The 16262-nt window shown below is 73.3% G+C and carries 15 protein-coding genes and 2 pseudogenes; 4 read left to right on the top strand and 13 right to left on the bottom strand.

The genetic code is table 11. From position 1 onward, the window contains the following. Window positions 1-100 precede the first annotated feature (100 nt). From ACFVYI_RS28965 to ACFVYI_RS28935, 7 genes and pseudogenes are all read right to left on the bottom strand, one after another. Entirely contained in the window at window positions 101-664 is a 564-nt protein-coding gene (locus tag ACFVYI_RS28965; RefSeq protein ID WP_387890981.1) for a YbaK/EbsC family protein, read from the bottom strand. Window positions 665-689: 25 nt separating this feature from the next. Continuing rightward, the gene (locus ACFVYI_RS28960) at window positions 690-1715 is read right to left on the bottom strand and encodes a potassium channel family protein (protein ID WP_387891079.1); all 1026 of its coding nucleotides are present in this window, start codon (window positions 1713-1715) and stop codon (window positions 690-692) included. Between the two features lie 23 nt (window positions 1716-1738). Beyond that, window positions 1739-2947 carry a molybdopterin molybdotransferase MoeA gene (locus tag ACFVYI_RS28955; RefSeq protein ID WP_387890979.1) on the bottom strand — a complete coding sequence of 403 codons (1209 nt, stop codon included), beginning with the start codon at window positions 2945-2947 and terminating at the stop codon, window positions 1739-1741. After that, a pseudogene (locus ACFVYI_RS28950) lies at window positions 2944-3195 on the bottom strand (DUF6457 domain-containing protein); the annotation flags it as partial. The gene ACFVYI_RS28955 and the pseudogene ACFVYI_RS28950, both read right to left, overlap by 4 nt. A 195-nt stretch (window positions 3196-3390) precedes the next feature. Further along, window positions 3391-3998, bottom strand: a pseudogene (locus ACFVYI_RS28945) (molybdenum cofactor guanylyltransferase); the annotation flags it as partial. Between the two features lie 25 nt (window positions 3999-4023). Beyond that, window positions 4024-4971, bottom strand: a complete 948-nt coding sequence (locus ACFVYI_RS28940; protein WP_387890977.1) for an MBL fold metallo-hydrolase — start codon at window positions 4969-4971, stop codon at window positions 4024-4026. 143 nt (window positions 4972-5114) lie between these two features. Further along, window positions 5115-5750, bottom strand: coding sequence for an FMN-dependent NADH-azoreductase (locus ACFVYI_RS28935; RefSeq protein ID WP_387890974.1), 636 nt, complete (start codon window positions 5748-5750; stop codon window positions 5115-5117). 106 nt (window positions 5751-5856) lie between these two features. On the opposite strand from ACFVYI_RS28935, the gene ACFVYI_RS28930 reads away from it, so the two are divergent. Beyond that, entirely contained in the window at window positions 5857-6264 is a 408-nt protein-coding gene (locus ACFVYI_RS28930; RefSeq protein ID WP_387890971.1) for a winged helix-turn-helix transcriptional regulator, read from the top strand. 96 nt (window positions 6265-6360) lie between these two features. On the opposite strand, the gene ACFVYI_RS28925 is transcribed toward ACFVYI_RS28930, so the two are convergent. Continuing rightward, a complete protein-coding gene (locus ACFVYI_RS28925; RefSeq protein ID WP_387890968.1) occupies window positions 6361-7122 on the bottom strand; it encodes a polyprenol monophosphomannose synthase in 762 nt (253 codons plus the stop codon). A 308-nt stretch (window positions 7123-7430) separates the two neighbouring features. On the opposite strand from ACFVYI_RS28925, the gene manA reads away from it, so the two are divergent. Together manA and ACFVYI_RS28915 are read left to right on the top strand one after the other, a co-directional pair. After that, window positions 7431-8630 (top strand): mannose-6-phosphate isomerase, class I, encoded by a 1200-nt coding sequence (gene manA / locus ACFVYI_RS28920; RefSeq protein ID WP_387890966.1) that lies wholly within the window; start codon window positions 7431-7433, stop codon window positions 8628-8630. A gap of 205 nt (window positions 8631-8835) precedes the next feature. Next, window positions 8836-9402 (top strand): dihydrofolate reductase family protein, encoded by a 567-nt coding sequence (locus ACFVYI_RS28915; protein WP_387890964.1) that lies wholly within the window; start codon window positions 8836-8838, stop codon window positions 9400-9402. Between the two features lie 235 nt (window positions 9403-9637). On the opposite strand, the gene ACFVYI_RS28910 is transcribed toward ACFVYI_RS28915, so the two are convergent. The 4 genes from ACFVYI_RS28910 to ACFVYI_RS28895 all read right to left on the bottom strand — a co-directional run bounded on the left by ACFVYI_RS28910 (window position 9638) and on the right by ACFVYI_RS28895 (window position 12124). Further along, on the bottom strand, window positions 9638-9886 hold the full coding sequence (locus ACFVYI_RS28910) for a hypothetical protein (protein ID WP_387890962.1): 249 nt from the start codon (window positions 9884-9886) through the stop codon (window positions 9638-9640). Between the two features lie 143 nt (window positions 9887-10029). Beyond that, a complete protein-coding gene (locus ACFVYI_RS28905) occupies window positions 10030-10809 on the bottom strand; it encodes an SDR family NAD(P)-dependent oxidoreductase (protein ID WP_387890959.1) in 780 nt (259 codons plus the stop codon). Window positions 10810-10821: 12 nt separating this feature from the next. Continuing rightward, complete coding sequence (locus ACFVYI_RS28900; protein ID WP_387890956.1) at window positions 10822-11310, bottom strand: SgcJ/EcaC family oxidoreductase; 489 nt, start codon at window positions 11308-11310, stop codon at window positions 10822-10824. A gap of 79 nt (window positions 11311-11389) precedes the next feature. Then, entirely contained in the window at window positions 11390-12124 is a 735-nt protein-coding gene (locus ACFVYI_RS28895; RefSeq protein ID WP_387890953.1) for an SgcJ/EcaC family oxidoreductase, read from the bottom strand. A gap of 90 nt (window positions 12125-12214) precedes the next feature. On the opposite strand from ACFVYI_RS28895, the gene ACFVYI_RS28890 reads away from it, so the two are divergent. Then, window positions 12215-12661, top strand: a complete 447-nt coding sequence (locus ACFVYI_RS28890; RefSeq protein WP_387891076.1) for a MarR family winged helix-turn-helix transcriptional regulator — start codon at window positions 12215-12217, stop codon at window positions 12659-12661. 469 nt (window positions 12662-13130) lie between these two features. On the opposite strand, the gene dnaB is transcribed toward ACFVYI_RS28890, so the two are convergent. Further along, complete coding sequence (gene dnaB / locus ACFVYI_RS28885; protein ID WP_387891074.1) at window positions 13131-15887, bottom strand: replicative DNA helicase; 2757 nt, start codon at window positions 15885-15887, stop codon at window positions 13131-13133. Window positions 15888-16262 lie beyond the last annotated feature (375 nt).

Below are 16262 nucleotides of genomic sequence, written 5' to 3'. Positions count from 1 at the left end.
TACTGCGTTCCGGCGGGGCCGCGGGGGCGCCCCGCGCAGCCGGCGGGAGCACCGGTCGACCCGGTCCGGTCGGCCGGTCCGCTCCGCCGGGAGCGCCCGTTCAGCCCGCCAGCCCGGCCAGCACCTCGGCCCCCGGCAGGGTCGCCAGTGCCCGGCCCGGCAGGATCAGCTTGCCCCGCCGCCGCCCGCTGCCCACCAGGACGTACGGCGCCGCGGCCACCGCCGCGTCGATCAGCAGCGGCCAGCCGGCGGGCAGGCCGACCGGCGTGATGCCGCCGTACTCCATCCCCGTCTGCGCCACCGCCGCGTCCATCGGCGCGAACGAGGCCTTGCGCGCCTCCAGCCGCTTGCGGACGGCCTTGTTGACGTCCACCCGGGTGTGGGCGAGCGCCAGGCAGGCGGCCTGCGTGGTCTCCCCGCCGCGCTTGGCGGCCACCACCACGCAGTTCGCCGAGGCCTCCAGCGGCACCCCGTAGGTCTCGCAGAACACCGCGGTGTCCGCCTTCTCCGGGTCGGTGTCCACGTAGAACACGGACCGGGCGGCCTCCCGGTCGCCCCAGTTCCGGAGGGCGTCGGCCACCGGCCCGGCGAGGAGGTCGCAGACGTCCAGGGCCGGGGCGACCGTCTCGAACGTGCCGAAGGGGGGCTGCGGTTGCTCAGTCATGACACGGACTGTAGCCACCGGCCGGTCACTTGATGACGATCACCCGGTCGGTGAGCTGGAGCACCCGGGCCTCCGGCTCGGTGTAGTTGATCACCCGGCGGCCCCGGACCACCGCGACCACGAGGTCCTCGCAGTCCCGCGGGCCGTGCCCGGCCTCGGCCCGGGTGACCGGGCGCTCGATCACGTCCAGGCCGTTGCCGTAGGTGAGCAGGTCCTCCATGACCGCGCCCGCGTGCGGGCTGAGCATCGACATGCCGAGCAGCCGGCCCGCCGAACTGGAGCTGGTCACCACGACATCGGCGCCGCTCTGCCGCAGCAGCGGCGCGTTCTCGTCCTCCCGCACCGCGGCGACCACGGTGGCCGCCTTGGTGAGCTGGCGCGCGGTCAGCGTGATCAGGACGGCGGTGTCGTCCCGCTCCGGCGCCACCACCACCCGCGCGGCCGCGGGGAGGCCGGCGCGCAGCAGGGTGTCGGTCCGGGTGGCGTCGCCGACCACCCCCACCAGCCCGTGCTGGGCGGCCTGGTCGATGACCTTGCGCTGCGGGTCGACGACCACGATCTCCTCCTTGCGCACCCCCTGGCCGAGCAGGGTGTCGACGGCGCTGCGCCCCTTGGTGCCGTAGCCGATCACGACGGTGTGCTCGCGCACGGTGGACCTCCAGCGGTTCAACCGCCACTGCTGGCGGGTGCGTTCGGTCAGCACTTCGAGCGTGGTGCCGACCAGGATGATCAGGAAGACCACGCGCAGCGGGGTGATCACGAAGATGTTGGTGAGCCGGGCGCTGTCACTGAAGGGGGTGATGTCGCCGTACCCGGTGGTGGAGAGCGTCACGGTCGCGTAGTACGCCGCGTCGAGGAAGCTCACCCCGCCGCCGGCGTTGTCGTTGTAGCCGTCCCGGTCCAGCCAGACGATCACGGTGGTGGCCACCAGCACGGCGAGCGCCACCAGCAGCCGCGAGCCGACCTGCCGGACGGCGGGCGCGGAGCGCCGGGCGGGCAGCACGATGCCGGCGTCCGCCCACGGTTCGGTGCCGGGGGTCGGCGCGCGCAGCGGCGACTCGCGACGGCGCGCGCTCACGGGGCCTCCAGGAGCTCGACGGTGTCACCGGCCGCCGCGCCACCGGGCGCCACCACGGCGAGCGCCTCGGCGCGGGCCAGACCGCGCAGCATCGCCGGGCCGTCGAAGGCCAGCGGGACGACGCCCCGCGCGGTGCGGCGCACCGGCAGCAGCCGGGTGTCGGCGGGGTGCCCGGCCAGGTCGACGGCGGCGGGTGCGAGCACCGGCTCGCCGACGGACCGGCCGCCCCGCGCGTACAGCAGCGGCAGGGCCAGGGTGACGGCGCCGGCCACCGCGGCCAGCGGGTTGCCCGGCAGGCCCACCAGGTGCCGGCCACCCGGGAGTTCGGCGAGCAGCATGGGGTGACCGGGGCGGACGGCGACGCCGTCCACCAGCAGCCGGGCACCGGCCTCGGCCAGGGCCCGGTGCAGGAAGTCGACCGGACCGGCGGCCGTCCCGCCGGTGGTGACCACCACATCGGCGGTGGAGTGCCGGACGGCGTCCCGGAGCAGGCCGAAGTCGTCCCGGACGGCGCGCGGTTCGCCCACCTCGGCGCCGGCCGCGCGCAGCCAGGGCGGCAGCAGCGGGCCGAGCGCGTCCCGGACCAGGCCGGACCGAGGGATCCCGGAGCCGAGCAGTTCGTCGCCGAGGACGAGGAGTTCGACGACCGGGCGGCGGCGGACCGCCAGCAGGTCGTGGCCGCAGGCCGCGGCGAGGCCCAGCACGGCCGGGCCGACCGGGGTGCCGGCGGCCAGCAGCGCCTCACCGCGACGGCACTCCTGGCCGCGCGGGCGGACGTCCTGGCCGGTGGTCAGCGAGCCCGGGGCGCGGTCGTGCAGCAGGGCGCCGATCCGCTCGCCGTGCTCGCGACGCAGGACGGCGGTGGCACCGGACGGGAGCCGGGCACCGGTGGCGATCTCGGTGGCCGCACCGTCGGCCAGCGGCGGCACGGCCGGCTGCCCGGCCAGTATCCGCCCGGCGACCCGCCAGGGGCCCGGCCCGGCGACGGCCCAGCCGTCCATCGCCGAGGTGTCGAAGGCGGGCAGGTCGGTGAGGGCGGTGAGCGGCTCGGCGAGGGTCCGGCCGAGCGCGTCGGCCAGGTCCAGGCGCTGCGGCGGGAGTGGGTGCAGCCCGGCCCGGTGGGCCGCCGCCCGGGCCTGCGGCCACGTCAGGGGCCCGGCGGCGGAGCGTCCGCCGGGCACGGCGGCCTCCTCGACGGTGCTCACGGGTGCTCCGCCCCGGCCGCCGCCGTCCAGCGCTCGGCGAGTTCGGCGGCGCGCCGGGACGCCTCGGCGACGGCCTCCGGACCGCCGCCGCGCTGCGCGGCCGCGTAGCCGACCAGGAAGGCGGTCAGCGGCGCGGCGGGGCGCGCCACCCCGTGCGCGACCACCCGGGTGAGGTCGAGCAGTCCGCGGACGTCGACGTCCAGGTCGATCCCCAGCTCGGCCCGGACCTCGGCCATCCAGTCATCCAGCGTGCGCTCCATGGGCCCCATGCTGCCTGATCGGCGGTTTCCCCGGGTTGTTTCCCGGGCGAGCGGCGCGCGTCGCTTCCCGTACGGCGGGCCGCCGGCGCCGTACGGCGGCCCGGGCACCGCCGTCGGCCGTGCCGCGGCGCGCCGTGTCCCGCCGTGCCGCGCTGCGCCGTGCGGCGCTTCGCCGGGCGGCCGGACGGGGCCTACGAGCGGTCCCGTTCGCGGGCCCGCTCCAGCTCCTCCCAGGTGTCGCAGTCATAGGTGACGTCGTCGGTGTCGGCCAGCCGCAGGGTGCGCAGGCCGCCGGTCAGCCGGCGCAGCGGCAGCCCGGCCGGATCCCCGGCGGCGGCCAGCGCGGCGCGCAGGGCGGCGGTGCGGTAGGCGGCGGCGAGCGGCTGGTCCCGGCCCGCCGCGTCCACCAGGACGGCCGCGTCGACCGGGCCGGCCGCGTCGCCCTCCGGCTCCCGCTCGGCGAGGGCCGCGGCCAGCCGGCGGACGGTCCGCTCGTCCAGGAACGGCAGGTCGGCGGCGAGCAGCAGCACCACCTCGGCCGTCACCTCGGCCAGGCCCGCCGCGACGGCCGCCACCGGACCGCCGCCGGGCGGCCGCTCACGGGTCCAGCGGACCCCGGTCCGGGCGGTGGGCCGGACCGGGCCGACCACCACGGTGGTGCGGGCGCCGGCGGCGGCGGCGAGCACCCGGTCGAGCAGCGCCGTCCCGCCGACGGTCAGCCCGGGCTTGTCCGCGCCGCCGAGCCGGCGGGCGGCGCCCCCGGCGGGCACGATCACGTCGTACGGCGTCATGCCGCCAGTATCCGCCCGGGCCGGTTCAGTCCTCGGGGTCCTCGTCGACGAGCTCGGCGTCGACGATCCCGTCGTCATCCTCCGGGTACCGGGGACGGGCGAGGTTGGCGGCGACGCTCAGCTCCAGGATGGCCGGCAGGGTCAGCTCCCCGTACCGCTCGCCCACCGCGGCGACCAGCCCCTCCGCGTCGTCCGGGTGCTCGGCCAGCAGCCGGTCGAAGTCCTGCAGGTACTCGCCGGTGAAGGCGAGCACCCGGGCCGCGTCGTCGTCCTGCTCGGGCGCCCGGTGGCCGGCGATCACCCGTTCCGCGCCGAGTCCGGCGATCCGGCCGAGGCTGCGCACCCACGCGGTGCGCTGTTCCGGGGTGGTGTCGGCCGTCCAGACGTGGGTGCCGTTGTAGACGAAGTCGCCGGCGATCACGGTGCGGATGCTGGGCACGTGGACCACCGTGGAGCCGTCGCAGTCGCCCTGGCCGAACAACAGCACCGGGATCACCTGGCGGTCGACCATCAACGGCTGGGGCAGCAGCGGCGCGGGCACCAGCGGGTGGTCGGGGATGTCGTCGCCGTACACCGGCTTCCACTGGGCGACCTTGGCGGCCGCGGTGCGCAGGATGCCGTCCACCACCGTGGGCGCGGCCAGCAGCTGCGCCTCCGGGAAGAGCCTCAGCACCTCCTCGGCGCCGAAGTAGTGGTCGGGGTGCTGGTGGGTGATCACGATGGCCAGCAGCCGGCGGTTCTTGCCGGCCACCCACTCGGCCAGCTCGCGGCCGGCGCTGCGGGTGAGCTGGGCGTCGACCAGGATCGCGGTGCGCTCGCCGAGGATCAGCGTGGAGGTGGCGAAGAAGGCCGACTCGGGGCCGGTGAAGACGGCGATCTCCAGCGGCCGGACACCGGCCGCCCCGGCGAAGTCGCCGTCCGCGGCGCCCGCGTGCTCCGCGTCGGCGCTCCCCTCGGGCGAGGACGACGTCACTGGCTGCTCCCTCCGGTCGGCGGTCGGACTCCCTGCGCCCTACAGCATGGGAGTACGGCCCGCCGAATGCGCGGAAGGCGCGCCCGGCGGGGCGCGCCTTCCCGATCGTGCCCGCGGCCCGGCGGGCCGCCCCGGGGCCGCTCTCAGGCGGCCACCGCCTTCGCCCGGCGTGCCGCGTCCTCCAGCGCCCGGGCCTTGGAGTCGGCGGCCTGCTGCACGAAGTCCGCCATCGCGGGCACGGTCGCCGCCAGGGTGAACTCGGGGACGATGAAGTCGACCTCCAGCCCGAGCATCCCGGTCAGCACCTTCTCCAGGTAGGTGGTGACGAACTCGTACGGCTCGCGCGGGGCGCCGGGCGCGTAGGAGCCGCCGCGCGCCGCGACCACCGTCACCGGCGTGCCCGCCGCGGTGGGGGTGTCCCCCGCCGTGCGGCCCATCAGGATCACCTGGTCCAGCCAGGCCTTGAGGCCGGACGGGATCGTGAAGTTGTACATCGGGGTGCCGATCACGATCGCGTCGGCCTGCTCCAGCTCCGCCATCAGCTCCTCGCGCAGCGCGAAGGCGGCCGCCTGCTCGGGGCTGCGCCCCTCGGCCGGGGTGAAGGCGGCGGAGATGCCGTCGGCGTCCAGGTGCGGCACCGGCCGGGCGGCGAGGTCGCGGTGGATCACCACGCCGTCGGGGTGCTGGGCCTGCCAGGCGGCCCGGTAGGCGGCCGAGACCTCGCGGGAGACCGAGCCGTCGGTGAACGCGGACGAGTCGATGTGCAGCAGAGTGGGCATGGCGAACCTCCATCAAGTAAGTAGCTGCTCTTTCCGCCGCAGCTGCAAGTACCGTAGCAGCTTACTTTTCTGCAGTCACTAGTGGACAGACGGGTACGCTGTATCCATGGCCCAGCACGAGGTGACCGAGCAGCTCCACGCCGCGTCCGTGGAGTGCGGGGAGGCGACGGCCGCCTGCACCGGCACCGAGATCGCGCTGACCCGGGTCTTCACCCTGCTCGGCAAGCGCTGGACCGGCCTGATCGTGGCCGTCCTCACCAACAACGGACCCGGCTACTTCTCCGAGCTGCGCCGCGCCGTCCCCGGCATCAGCGAGCGCATGCTCTCCGACCGACTCACCGAGCTCGCCGACGCCGGGCTCGTCCTGCGCCAGGTCGACGAGGGCCCGCCGCTGCGCGTCAGCTACCGCCTCACCGAGGCGGGTGCGGCCCTGCGCCCGGCCCTCACCGAGCTCGCCGTCTGGGCCGACCAGTACCTGCCGGACAGCGCGCTCAGGCCGCCCGGCTCCTGCTGACCCGCCCCGCCGGCCGACACCCGGGAACGCGAAGCGCCCGGGCCCGCCTGTGGAGAACAGGCGGACCCGGGCGCTGTCGGGTTCTTCGGCTGCCGGTCAGCCCTTGCGGCCGGTCAGTTTGGCGAGCCGGTCGGCGACACCCCAGGAGGTGACGCGCCAGAGCGCCTCCAGCACGATGTGCCGGCTCATCTTGGAGGCTCCCAGCTCGCGCTCCACGAAGGTGATCGGCACCTCGGCCACCTTGAAGCCGGCCTTCACCGTCCGCCAGGCCAGGTCGACCTGGAAGCAGTAGCCGGCCGAGGCGACCTCGTCCATGCCCAGACCGAGCAGGGTCTCCTTGCGGAAGGCCCGGTAGCCGCCGGTGACGTCCCGGATCGGCACGTTCAGCATCAGCCGCGAGTAGGTCGAACCGCCGCGCGAGAGCAGCAGGCGCGACTTCGGCCAGTTCACCACCCGGCCGCCCGGCACCCAGCGCGAGCCGAGCACCAGGTCGGCGCCGCGCAGCGCGCTCAGCAACCGGTCCAGTTCCTCGGGCTGGTGCGAGCCGTCCGCGTCCATCTCGACCAGGACGTCGTAGCCGTTGTCGATGCCCCAGCGGAAGCCCGCCAGGTAGGCCGCGCCCAGCCCCTCCTTGCCCCGGCGGTGCATGACCTGCACGTTCGGGTCCTCGGCGGCCAGCTTGTCGGCCAGCTCGCCGGTGCCGTCCGGACTGTTGTCATCGGCGACCAGGACGTGGGCCTCGGGCACGGCGGCACGGACCCGTCCGACGATCCGCTCGACGTTCTCCGCCTCGTTGAACGTCGGAATGATCACCAGCACCCTGCCGAGATCAGCAAAACTCTGCTGGTTCACGGTCACGTACAAACCTCTCGGCCGGTGGCGGGAAGTGCCAGTCACCGTTGCCCGCACTCTGAGACGCAGTCCCCGTCGACATCCCGCCGACCTGGAAACCACTGTGGAAACTACTGCGTCCTGGCATCCTACTACCGCGTCCTCGAACAGCCGGTACGGCTCCGGCACTCCCGGCCGACCACGGCCGTTTCCCTCCCGACGGCACCGGTCGGCTAGGGTCGATGCCCAGCCTTTGCCCGGACCACCCGCTCGCCGGGCCGTCTCCCGGCGATCCGGCACACCAGCCACTGCAGCGAAGGAGCAGGACCGCGCGCATGGACAGGCTCGTCAACACTGTCCGCCCGTACGCCTGGGGGTCGCTCACCGCGCTCCCCGAGCTGCTCGGGCAGGAACCGACCGGGGAACCGCAGGCCGAACTGTGGATGGGCGCCCACCCCGGCGCCCCCTCCCGCGCCGACCGGGGCGAGGGGCCCCGCACGCTGGACGAGCTCATCGCCGCCGACCCCGAGGGCGAGCTGGGCGCCGCCACCGTGGCCCGGTTCGGCCCCGCCCTGCCGTTCCTGTTCAAGGTCCTGGCCGCCGGCATCCCGCTCTCCATCCAGGCCCACCCCACCCTGGACCAGGCCCGCGCCGGGTACGCCGCGGAGAACGCCCTGGGCATCCCGCCGGACGCCCCGCACCGCAGCTACCGCGACGCCAACCACAAGCCCGAACTCATCTGCGCGCTCGACCAGTTCGACGGCCTCTGCGGCTTCCGTACACCGGCCGGGGCGGCCGCCCTGCTGGCCGGGCTGAAGGTGGCGGCGCTCGACCCGCTGATCGCGCTGCTGGGCGCCGAGGACGAGGCCGAGGCGCTGCGCAGCACCCTGGCCGCCGTCCTCACCATGGACGACGCCACCGCCGCCGCGACCGTCCGGGACACCGCCGAGGCGGTGGACAAGGCCGCCGCCGGCGACCCCGACGGCCCGTACGCGCTGTACAGCCGGATCACCCGCGAGTTCCCCGGCGACCGCGGCCTGATCGCCGGCCTGCTGCTCAACGCCATCCGGCTCCGTCCGGGCCAGGCGCTCTACCTCGGCGCGGGCGTGCCGCACGCCTATCTGCACGGCGTCTGCGTCGAGTTGCAGGCCAACTCCGACAACGTCCTGCGGGCCGGGCTCACGCCCAAGCACATCGACCTGCCCGAGCTGCTCAAGGTGGTGGAATTCACCTCCGGCGCACCGGAGTTGCTGCTGCCGGTCGGCGTCGCCGAGACCCCCGGCGAGGAGCTCTACCCCGTCCCCGTCGACGAGTTCCGGCTCTCCCTCTTCACCCTGGACGGCCAGGAGCGCCAACTCGACGGCCGGGCCCCGCAGATCCTGCTCTGCACCGCCGGCAGCGCCCGGCTCACCGCCGCCGACGGCACCACCCTGGACCTCGCCCGCGGCGAGTCGGCCTTCCTCCCCGCGACCGGCACCGCCACCCGGCTCGACGGCACCGGCACCACCGTCTTCCGCGCCACCGTCACCCTCTGACCCGGCCGTGCCCGGCAGCCCCGTGCCCCCGGGGCCCTTGCCGGGCGGTTCCTCGCGAGGGCGAGGTCGGGATCAGGCGGCTCGCCCGGGTGCACCACGCCGAGCCCCGAGCACGAGGGCCACCGGCGAGCCGGATCGCGCACCGATGGGGTTCCCGCGCCACGCTGGTCTGTACGCCGGACACCCGCGGACGGAAGGCTGAGCCATGCGGAAACTGATCTACGGCATGAACCTGACCCTGGACGGCTACATCGCCGCGGTCGGCGACGACATCGGCTGGAGCGGACCGCCGAGCGACGAGCTGTTCCAGTGGTGGCTCGACCACGAGCAGGCGAGTGGCCTGTCGCTGTACGGGCGCAAGCTGTGGGAGACGATGAGCTCCTACTGGCCGACCGGCGCCCAGCAGCCCGACGCCACCCCGGCGGAGATCGAGTTCGCGCGGACCTGGCGGGACACGCCGAAGGTGGTGTTCTCCTCGACGATCGACGAGGTCGACTGGAACGCCCGCCTGGTCACCGGCGACGCGATCGCCGAGATCACCCGGCTCAAGGCCGAGGACGGCGGCCCGATGAGCATCGGCGGCGCAACGCTCGCCGGGGCGGCCATGCGCGCCGGGCTGATCGACGAGTACGTGATCGCCACCCATCCGGTCCTGGTGGGCGGCGGCACGCCGTTCTTCACCGCGCTGGACGGCTGGGCGAACCTGAACCTGGTGGAGACGCGGACGTTTCCCGGCGGCGTGGTCCTGACCAGGTACGAGACGAGGCGCTGAGCAGCAGCACCCACGCGCCGGTCTCACGGCGATGCCGTACCCGACATCGGTACGACACGGCCCGTGGGACGACGGCATCGGCCGCGAGGCCCTACAAGCTGTGTAGGATCTCGCGGCTCATGGCACACGTCACCGCTGTGACCTGGGGCTCCCGGATCTGTCTCACCACCTGTCGGGGTTGATCAGTCTCACCACGGTGGCGGATCCCCAGAGCTGGGCTCGTCACTCGTCTTCGTCATCGAAGTCGTAGGGCGGGATGGTCGATCGAGACCATGAGGCCCTTGCCGTGGAGTCGGTCGCGCCAGGCGGTGAGTTCGGCCGCGCGTGCGGCTGCCTCGGCCGGCGGAAGGTCGAGCCGGCCGTGCGGTCCGTCGACGCCGTACTGCGCGATCCGCTCGCCACCGAACTGCGCATGCGCGTCGTCCTCGTACCGGCCGCCCCGGTAGGTGACGTCGGCGAGCCCGTCGGCCGGCTCGTCGTTCATCCCCGTCCATGCGTCCCTCGAGCAGCGGTAGGGGAGCGCCCTGAGATGGTGCCGTCGCCTCCGCGGCGGCCTGCCGGACTACCGCTCGGCCGGTGTCTTGGGCTGCTCGGAGATCCGGCCTCCTTCGCGTTCGTGCGGGTGGTTCAGGTGCGGGCGAGGGTGGTGAGGGTGCGGTGGCGGGGGAGGGTGCGGGCGGCGGCCAGGAGGAGGCGGTTGGCCGTGCCGGGCACGACCGTGGGGCGGCTGCGGCGGCGCAGGGCGCGTAGGGCGGTGGCGACGACCTGTTCGGGGGTCTGCACCAGGGCGGCCGGTGCGTCGTCGTGCGACTGCGACTCGGTGGCGGTCATGCCCGGGCAGAGCGCGAGGACGTGGATGCCGGATGCCCGGTGCTCGGACCAGAGTGCCTCGGAGAAGGCGGTGACGAACGCCTTGGTGGCGCTGTAGACGGCGAGGTCCGGCAGCGGGGTGTGGGCAAGGGTGGAGGAGACGTTCAGCAGGGCGTCGCCGGGGCGGGCCTGGGCGAGGAAGGCGTGGGAGAGGGTGACGAGGGCCTCGCAGTTGAGGCGCAGCATCTCGTGGGCGTGGGTGAGTGGGGTCGTGGCGAAGGGGCCGGTGGTGGCGGTTCCCACGTTGTTGACCAGGAGGTGGACGCGTCGGTCGGCGAGGAGTTGGGCGGCCTTGTGGAGGCCGTCGGGGTCGCCGAGGTCGGCGGCCAGGTAGTCGTGGCCGGGGCCGAGTTCGGCCATCAGGGCTTGGAGTCGCTCCTCGTTCCGGGCGACGGCGATCACCCGGTGGCCGCTCGCGGCCAGGCGGCGGGCGAAGGCGCGGCCGATGCCGGCGCTGGCTCCGGTGACCAGGGCGGTGGGGCGGTGGGCGGTGTCGGACGACCGGGGTGTCGCGGCGGTCGGCTGGGTGGTGGTCATGATGGCTGCGTCTCAGTTCGCGGCGGGTCGGGTGGCCGGCTGGAAGCGGAAGGAGGCGGCCTCCATCAGGGGCTTGCGCTGGGTCTTCTGGACGGCGGCGATCCGCCACCGACCGTCGGCCTCGCGCACCACCGTGTACGTGGCGAGCTTGCCGAGCTTGCCCTGCTTGCCGTCCTGCTCCGGGGTGCCGCCCTTGCGGACGTCGCCGCGGGTGACGACCACGGCCGCGTCGGTGCCGTAGAAGCGCAGGTCCGTGATGTCGAGGATCAGCCGGGTGCCCTTGAGGAAGCTGTCGAACAGGGCCTGGTGAGCGCGGCCGATCTCCTCGCCGCCGTGGTAGACGGTGCCGACGTAGGTGACGTCGGTGGCGTCCTCGGTGAAGCAGGCGCCGTACGCGGTGCCGTCGCCGTCGGCCCAGGCTGCGGCGCCGCGCTCCAGCAGGGCGCGGATCGCGGCGGCGTCGGTCGCGCGGGGGGCGGTGGTGTGGTGGTTGGCGGTCATGGTGTCGTCCTCCGGGTTGGGGTGTGCGGTGGAGTGGCGTGCAGGCGCGGGGCGCCGGTGTGCGGGCGGAGCCGGTCGGTCACTTCTCGGCCTCGGGCATGGTCGCCGAGTCCCAGAGGAAGGAGAGCCGCTCCATCACGTTCTGGCGCTGGGTGTTGTGGAAGGCGGCTATGCGCCAGCTGTGGTCGCTCTGGCGGACCAGCGTGTAGGACTGCGTCTTGGTCAGCTCGGACGGCTTCTTGGGCGTACCGCCCTTGTAGGTGTCGCCGCGGCTGGTGACGATGGCGGTGTCCGGCCCGTAGAAGCGGATGCCGAGGAAGGAGTCGGCGAGCTTGGTGTCCTTGACGAATCCGTCGAACAGGGCACGGTGGGCGTCGGCGATGTCGCGGCGGCCCTGGTAGTGGGTGCCGACGTAGGTGGTGTAGGTGGCGTCGACGGTGAACTGCTCGCCGTACGCGGTGGCGTCGCCCCGGCCCCAGGCGTCGGTGAGAGCGCGGATGGTGTCGCAGACGGCACGGTGATCGTCGGTGGTGGGCGTGCCGGTCGGGGTGGCGGTGACGGCGGGGGTGACGGCGGTGCAGTCGGTCTGGCCGAGGTTGCGGACGTCGGACGTGGCGTCCAGCCAGAAGTACCCGCCGGCCGCGGCGACGGCGAGGGTGAGGGCGGTGATGCCGAGGGCGCGCTTGACGGTGCGCCGACGGTTGGTGCGCCCGACGTTCCCGGTGCTCGTCGGGGTGCTCTTCAGGTCGGTCGGCTCGCCCGTCGGGTCGGTCGCCTCGGTGGTGGTGACGGTGCTCATGGTCTCCCCTTCCATGATAACTTCTTTGAAGAAGTTACTTCGTCGAAGATTTCTCTTCACTGAGGAAGAGATTAAGGAGTGGAGGAGCCCGTGTCAACGCCTGCCGTGCCATCCGATGCGAGTGAGGCCTACCGCCGGTACCTGAGCGCCGTGATGCTGCACGGCCATGCCAGCGCCAAGGCCTGCGAGCTCGGCGCCACCGACCTCTACGCGCTGAACATCCTTCAACTGACCGGCCCGATGACCCCCGGCGAGCTCGGCACCCGCACCGGCCTCACCACCGGGCCGACCACCCGCCTCATCGACCGCCTCGAACAGGCCGGCTACGTGCGCCGGGCCCCGGACCCCGGAGACCGCCGCAAGGTGATCGTCGAACCGATCGGCAAGCCCGCCGACCTCGACCGGGTCATGGCCCCGGCCCGGCAGCGGATCGGCGAGCTCCTCAGGGGCTACTCGCCCGAACAGCTCGAAGTCCTCTTCGACTACTTCGCCCGCGCCACCGACGCCTACCAGGAAGCCGCCGAGCAGCTGCGCACCTACAACGCCGACTGAAGCGCCGACGCGGCGCCGTTGCGCTCCGCCAAGAGCGGCGGGCGCGACCGGGCGGTGTTGGTCAGTGGGCGTGACGGCGTGCGGCGTCTCCTTCGGAGGCGGCTCTCAGCTGACCCAGATGCCTCCGGGGCCGACTCGGCGGGTGAGGTGCTGGCCGGCGTCGGTGACGGGGGGCGAGCAGGACCCGGGCGGGGACGCGGTCATGAAACTCCTTGACCAGCCCGTGGTCGCGCCAGCGGCGGAAGAACGCGTAGACCCGCCCAACGCCAGAGATCTGACGACCTGATGGCGACACGGTCGGGGCAGGGCACCCCCACATCAGGGAAGACCGACGACCTCACCCTCGAACGAGTGAACTTCGTCACGCTCCCCTTCTGAATCTCAGCTCGCCGGCGTATCCGCCACCACTCCGCCAAGATCCACGAGATTCCGCCGCGGATCGCGAGACCCTACAAGAGCGATGACCCGGTCAGTCCCGCGTCATGTCGACGAAGCGCGAGTAGTGGCCCTGGAAGGCCACCGTGATGGTGGCCGTCGGGCCGTTACGGTGCTTCGCGACGATCAGGTCGGCCTCGCCGGCACGCGGGGACTCCTTCTCGTAGGCGTCCTCGCGGTGGAGCAGGATGACCATGTCGGCGTCCTGCTCGATCGAGCCGGATTCACGCAGGTCGGAGACCATCGGCCGCTTGTCGGTGCGCTGTTCGGGACCACGGTTCAGCTGGGAGAGCGCGATCACCGGCACCTCCAGCTCCTTGGCCAGCAGCTTCAGGTTTCGCGACATGTCGGAGACCTCCTGCTGGCGGTTCTCGGCCCGGCGGGAGCCACCGGACTGCATCAGCTGGAGGTAGTCGATGACGACCAGCTTGATGTCGTTGCGCTGCTTGAGCCGGCGGCACTTGGCGCGGATCTCCATCATCGACAGGTTCGGCGAGTCGTCGATGAACAGCGGTGCCTCGCTGACGTCCGGCATCCGGCGGGCGACCCTGGTCCAGTCGTCGTCCGTCATGTTGCCGGAGCGCATGTGGTGCAGCGCCACCCGGGCCTCGGCCGAGAGCAGGCGCATGGCGATCTCGTTGCGCCCCATTTCGAGGGAGAAGATCACGCTCGGCAGCTTGTGCTGGATCGAACAGGCACGCGCGAAATCCAGTGCGAGGGTGGAGTTGTGCGTAGGAACCATCGCCCGGGTAGCCAGGTAGAGGTGGTCCGGGTTGTCCACCTCGACACAGCGGACCGGAACGCTGTCGATCTCGCGAACGCCCACGATGTAGCGCTGCTTCAGCCTCGCGGTGCCGGGACGCCGACGATCCGTGTGCGCGGTCCGCTTCCGTTCCAGCCCGAAGACCTCGTCCTCCGGAGTGAACGTGACGATGTGGACCGTGGACGACTCCTCCGAGCGACCCTTCACCGCCTTGGTGCTCACACCGCACCGGTGGCCGAGACCGACCACAAGCTCGCGGAAACCCTCGGCAAGCGCCTTGCTGGTGACCGCGAACTGCACCGATCCCGTCCTCGTGACGGTCCCGTCCGTGTCGAGGAGCCCGGCAAGCAGCGCCCGGCGCTGAGCGACGGAAGCCCGGAGGTACTCCACGGGGATGTGCTTGTTCCCCAGGACGCCCATGGTCCGCAGCACCACCAGGAGGCTCCCGTGGTTCCTGCTGCAGGGGGCACAGCGCGGTTCGGAGAACGCCGAGGAGCACTCGCTGCCGCAGTCCACGCAGGTGGGGGCGGGAACGGGAGACGAGACGAGGCGCGCCTTGCCGCCGCACGACCTCCCACAGGTCTGTACCTGGGAGAGCTTGGCCACGAAGGTCGCCCCACAGACGACACAGGCCCGCACCGGGGGCTCCGGTCGCTCCACGGCGAACCTCACGGCGTGGGTCAGCGACGTACCCACCTGCCGGACCTCGAAGCCCTCGCCTTCGATGCGCCGGACGACCTCCGGGTCCGCCGACGTGATCCTCGCGGCGGCACTGTGGCCGTCACCCAGCCAGGCGCCCAGGGTGTACGGCGGTACGGGCAGCTCACGGTCCGGGAGATCAAGCGCTGCCGCGTTCCGCACCGAGTGGTTGGCACGTCCGTCGGCCGTGTCGCAGCGAAGGGTCTCGGCGATCTCCTTGGTCGTCCTGACCGAGCCCGAGGTACCCCGGTCACCGTTGCCACCGGCCCGGACCGCCTGCGCGGACCTGCGCGAGGCACGGGTCTCGGTCAGCCATTGGTGGTCCGCGTCGGCGACGACGGACGTGCCGTCGTCGAACAGGACCTCGAAGCACGGCCGCTCCGTCATCACCTCGGTGGCGGCCACCACCCGGGTCGGCCTGCCGGAGGCGTCGAGCAGGTAGTCGCCCGTCCGGACCTCCCCCATGGTGGTCCAGCCGTCCGGAGTCGGCAGCTGGGTGTCCAGTGCCAGGGCCTTGCCCATGGCCGGGCGGGCCGCGATGACGATCATCTGGCCGGGGTGCAGGCCGTTGGTGAGCTGGTCGAAGTCGGCGAAGCCGGTCGGGACGCCGGACATCTGGCCGTTGCGGGAGCCGATCGCCTCGATCTCGTCGAGGGCGCCCTCCATGATGTCGGAGAGCGGCGCGTAGTCCTCGTTGGTCCGCTGCTCGGTGACGGCGTAGATCTCCGCCTGGGCCGCGTTGACGATCTCGTCGACGTCGCCCTCGGCGGCGTAGCCCATGCCCGCGATCCGGGTGCCGGCCTCGACCAGGCGGCGCAGCACCGCGCGCTCGTGGACGATCTCGGCGTAGTACTCGGCGTTGGCGGCGGTGGGGACGGAGTTGACCAGGGTGTGCAGGTAGCCGGGACCGCCGACCCGGACGAGTTCGCCGCGCTTGGTCAGCTCGCCGGCCACGGTGATCGGGTCGGCCGGCTCGCCGCGGGCGTAGAGGTCGAGGATCGCGCCGTGGATCAGCTCGTGCGCGGGCCGGTAGTAGTCGGCCGGCTTGAGCACCTCGACCACGTCGGCGATGGCGTCCTTGGAGAGCAGCATGCCGCCGAGGACGGACTGCTCGGCGGCGAGGTCCTGCGGGGGGACCCGCTCGAAGCCGTCGGCGCCGGAGCGCTCGTCCTCGTCGTCCTGGCGCCGCTTGCCGCCGTCGCGCTGGAACCCGCCCGAGCCCTTGCCGCCCTTCTGGAAGCCGCCGCCCTGGAACCCGCCCGAACCCGAGCCGGAGCCCTGGCCCGAACCCTGGCCGGAGCCCTGGCCGCGCCCGCGCGAGACCGGCAGCCGGTCGCCGGGGCCTTCCGGGAAGGGTGCGTCGGCGAAGGCACCGACGGGGAAGGGGTCGTCCGCGGTCTGCCAGTCCTCCTCCGGCGGCGGGGCGTCGTGGTCGTCGTACTGGGGGCCGGTCACGCGTGTTCCCCGATCAGCGAGTGGTGCGAGTTGGAGCGGGCCTTGCCGGTGGCTGGGTGGAGCGGAGCCGCGCCCCTCTTTCTACGCCACCGCACCGACAAATCGGACGCCGGGGCGGGTGGGAGTGTCGGGCGGAGAGCCCACGCTAAGGCGCCGGGAGCCCTTCAGCCAAGGCGGTTATCCACAGGGGGTGTGGACGACCGGCCGGAGGCTGTGGAGAAGTGCCGCAAACCTGTGGACGCCCCTGTG

Origin of the sequence: Kitasatospora sp. NPDC058218 (assembly GCF_042882445.1) — a bacterium.
Classification (GTDB): Bacteria; Actinomycetota; Actinomycetes; order Streptomycetales; family Streptomycetaceae; genus Kitasatospora.
Note: the sequence above shows the minus strand (reverse complement) of the source record. Positions and strands in the feature narration are given on the sequence as shown.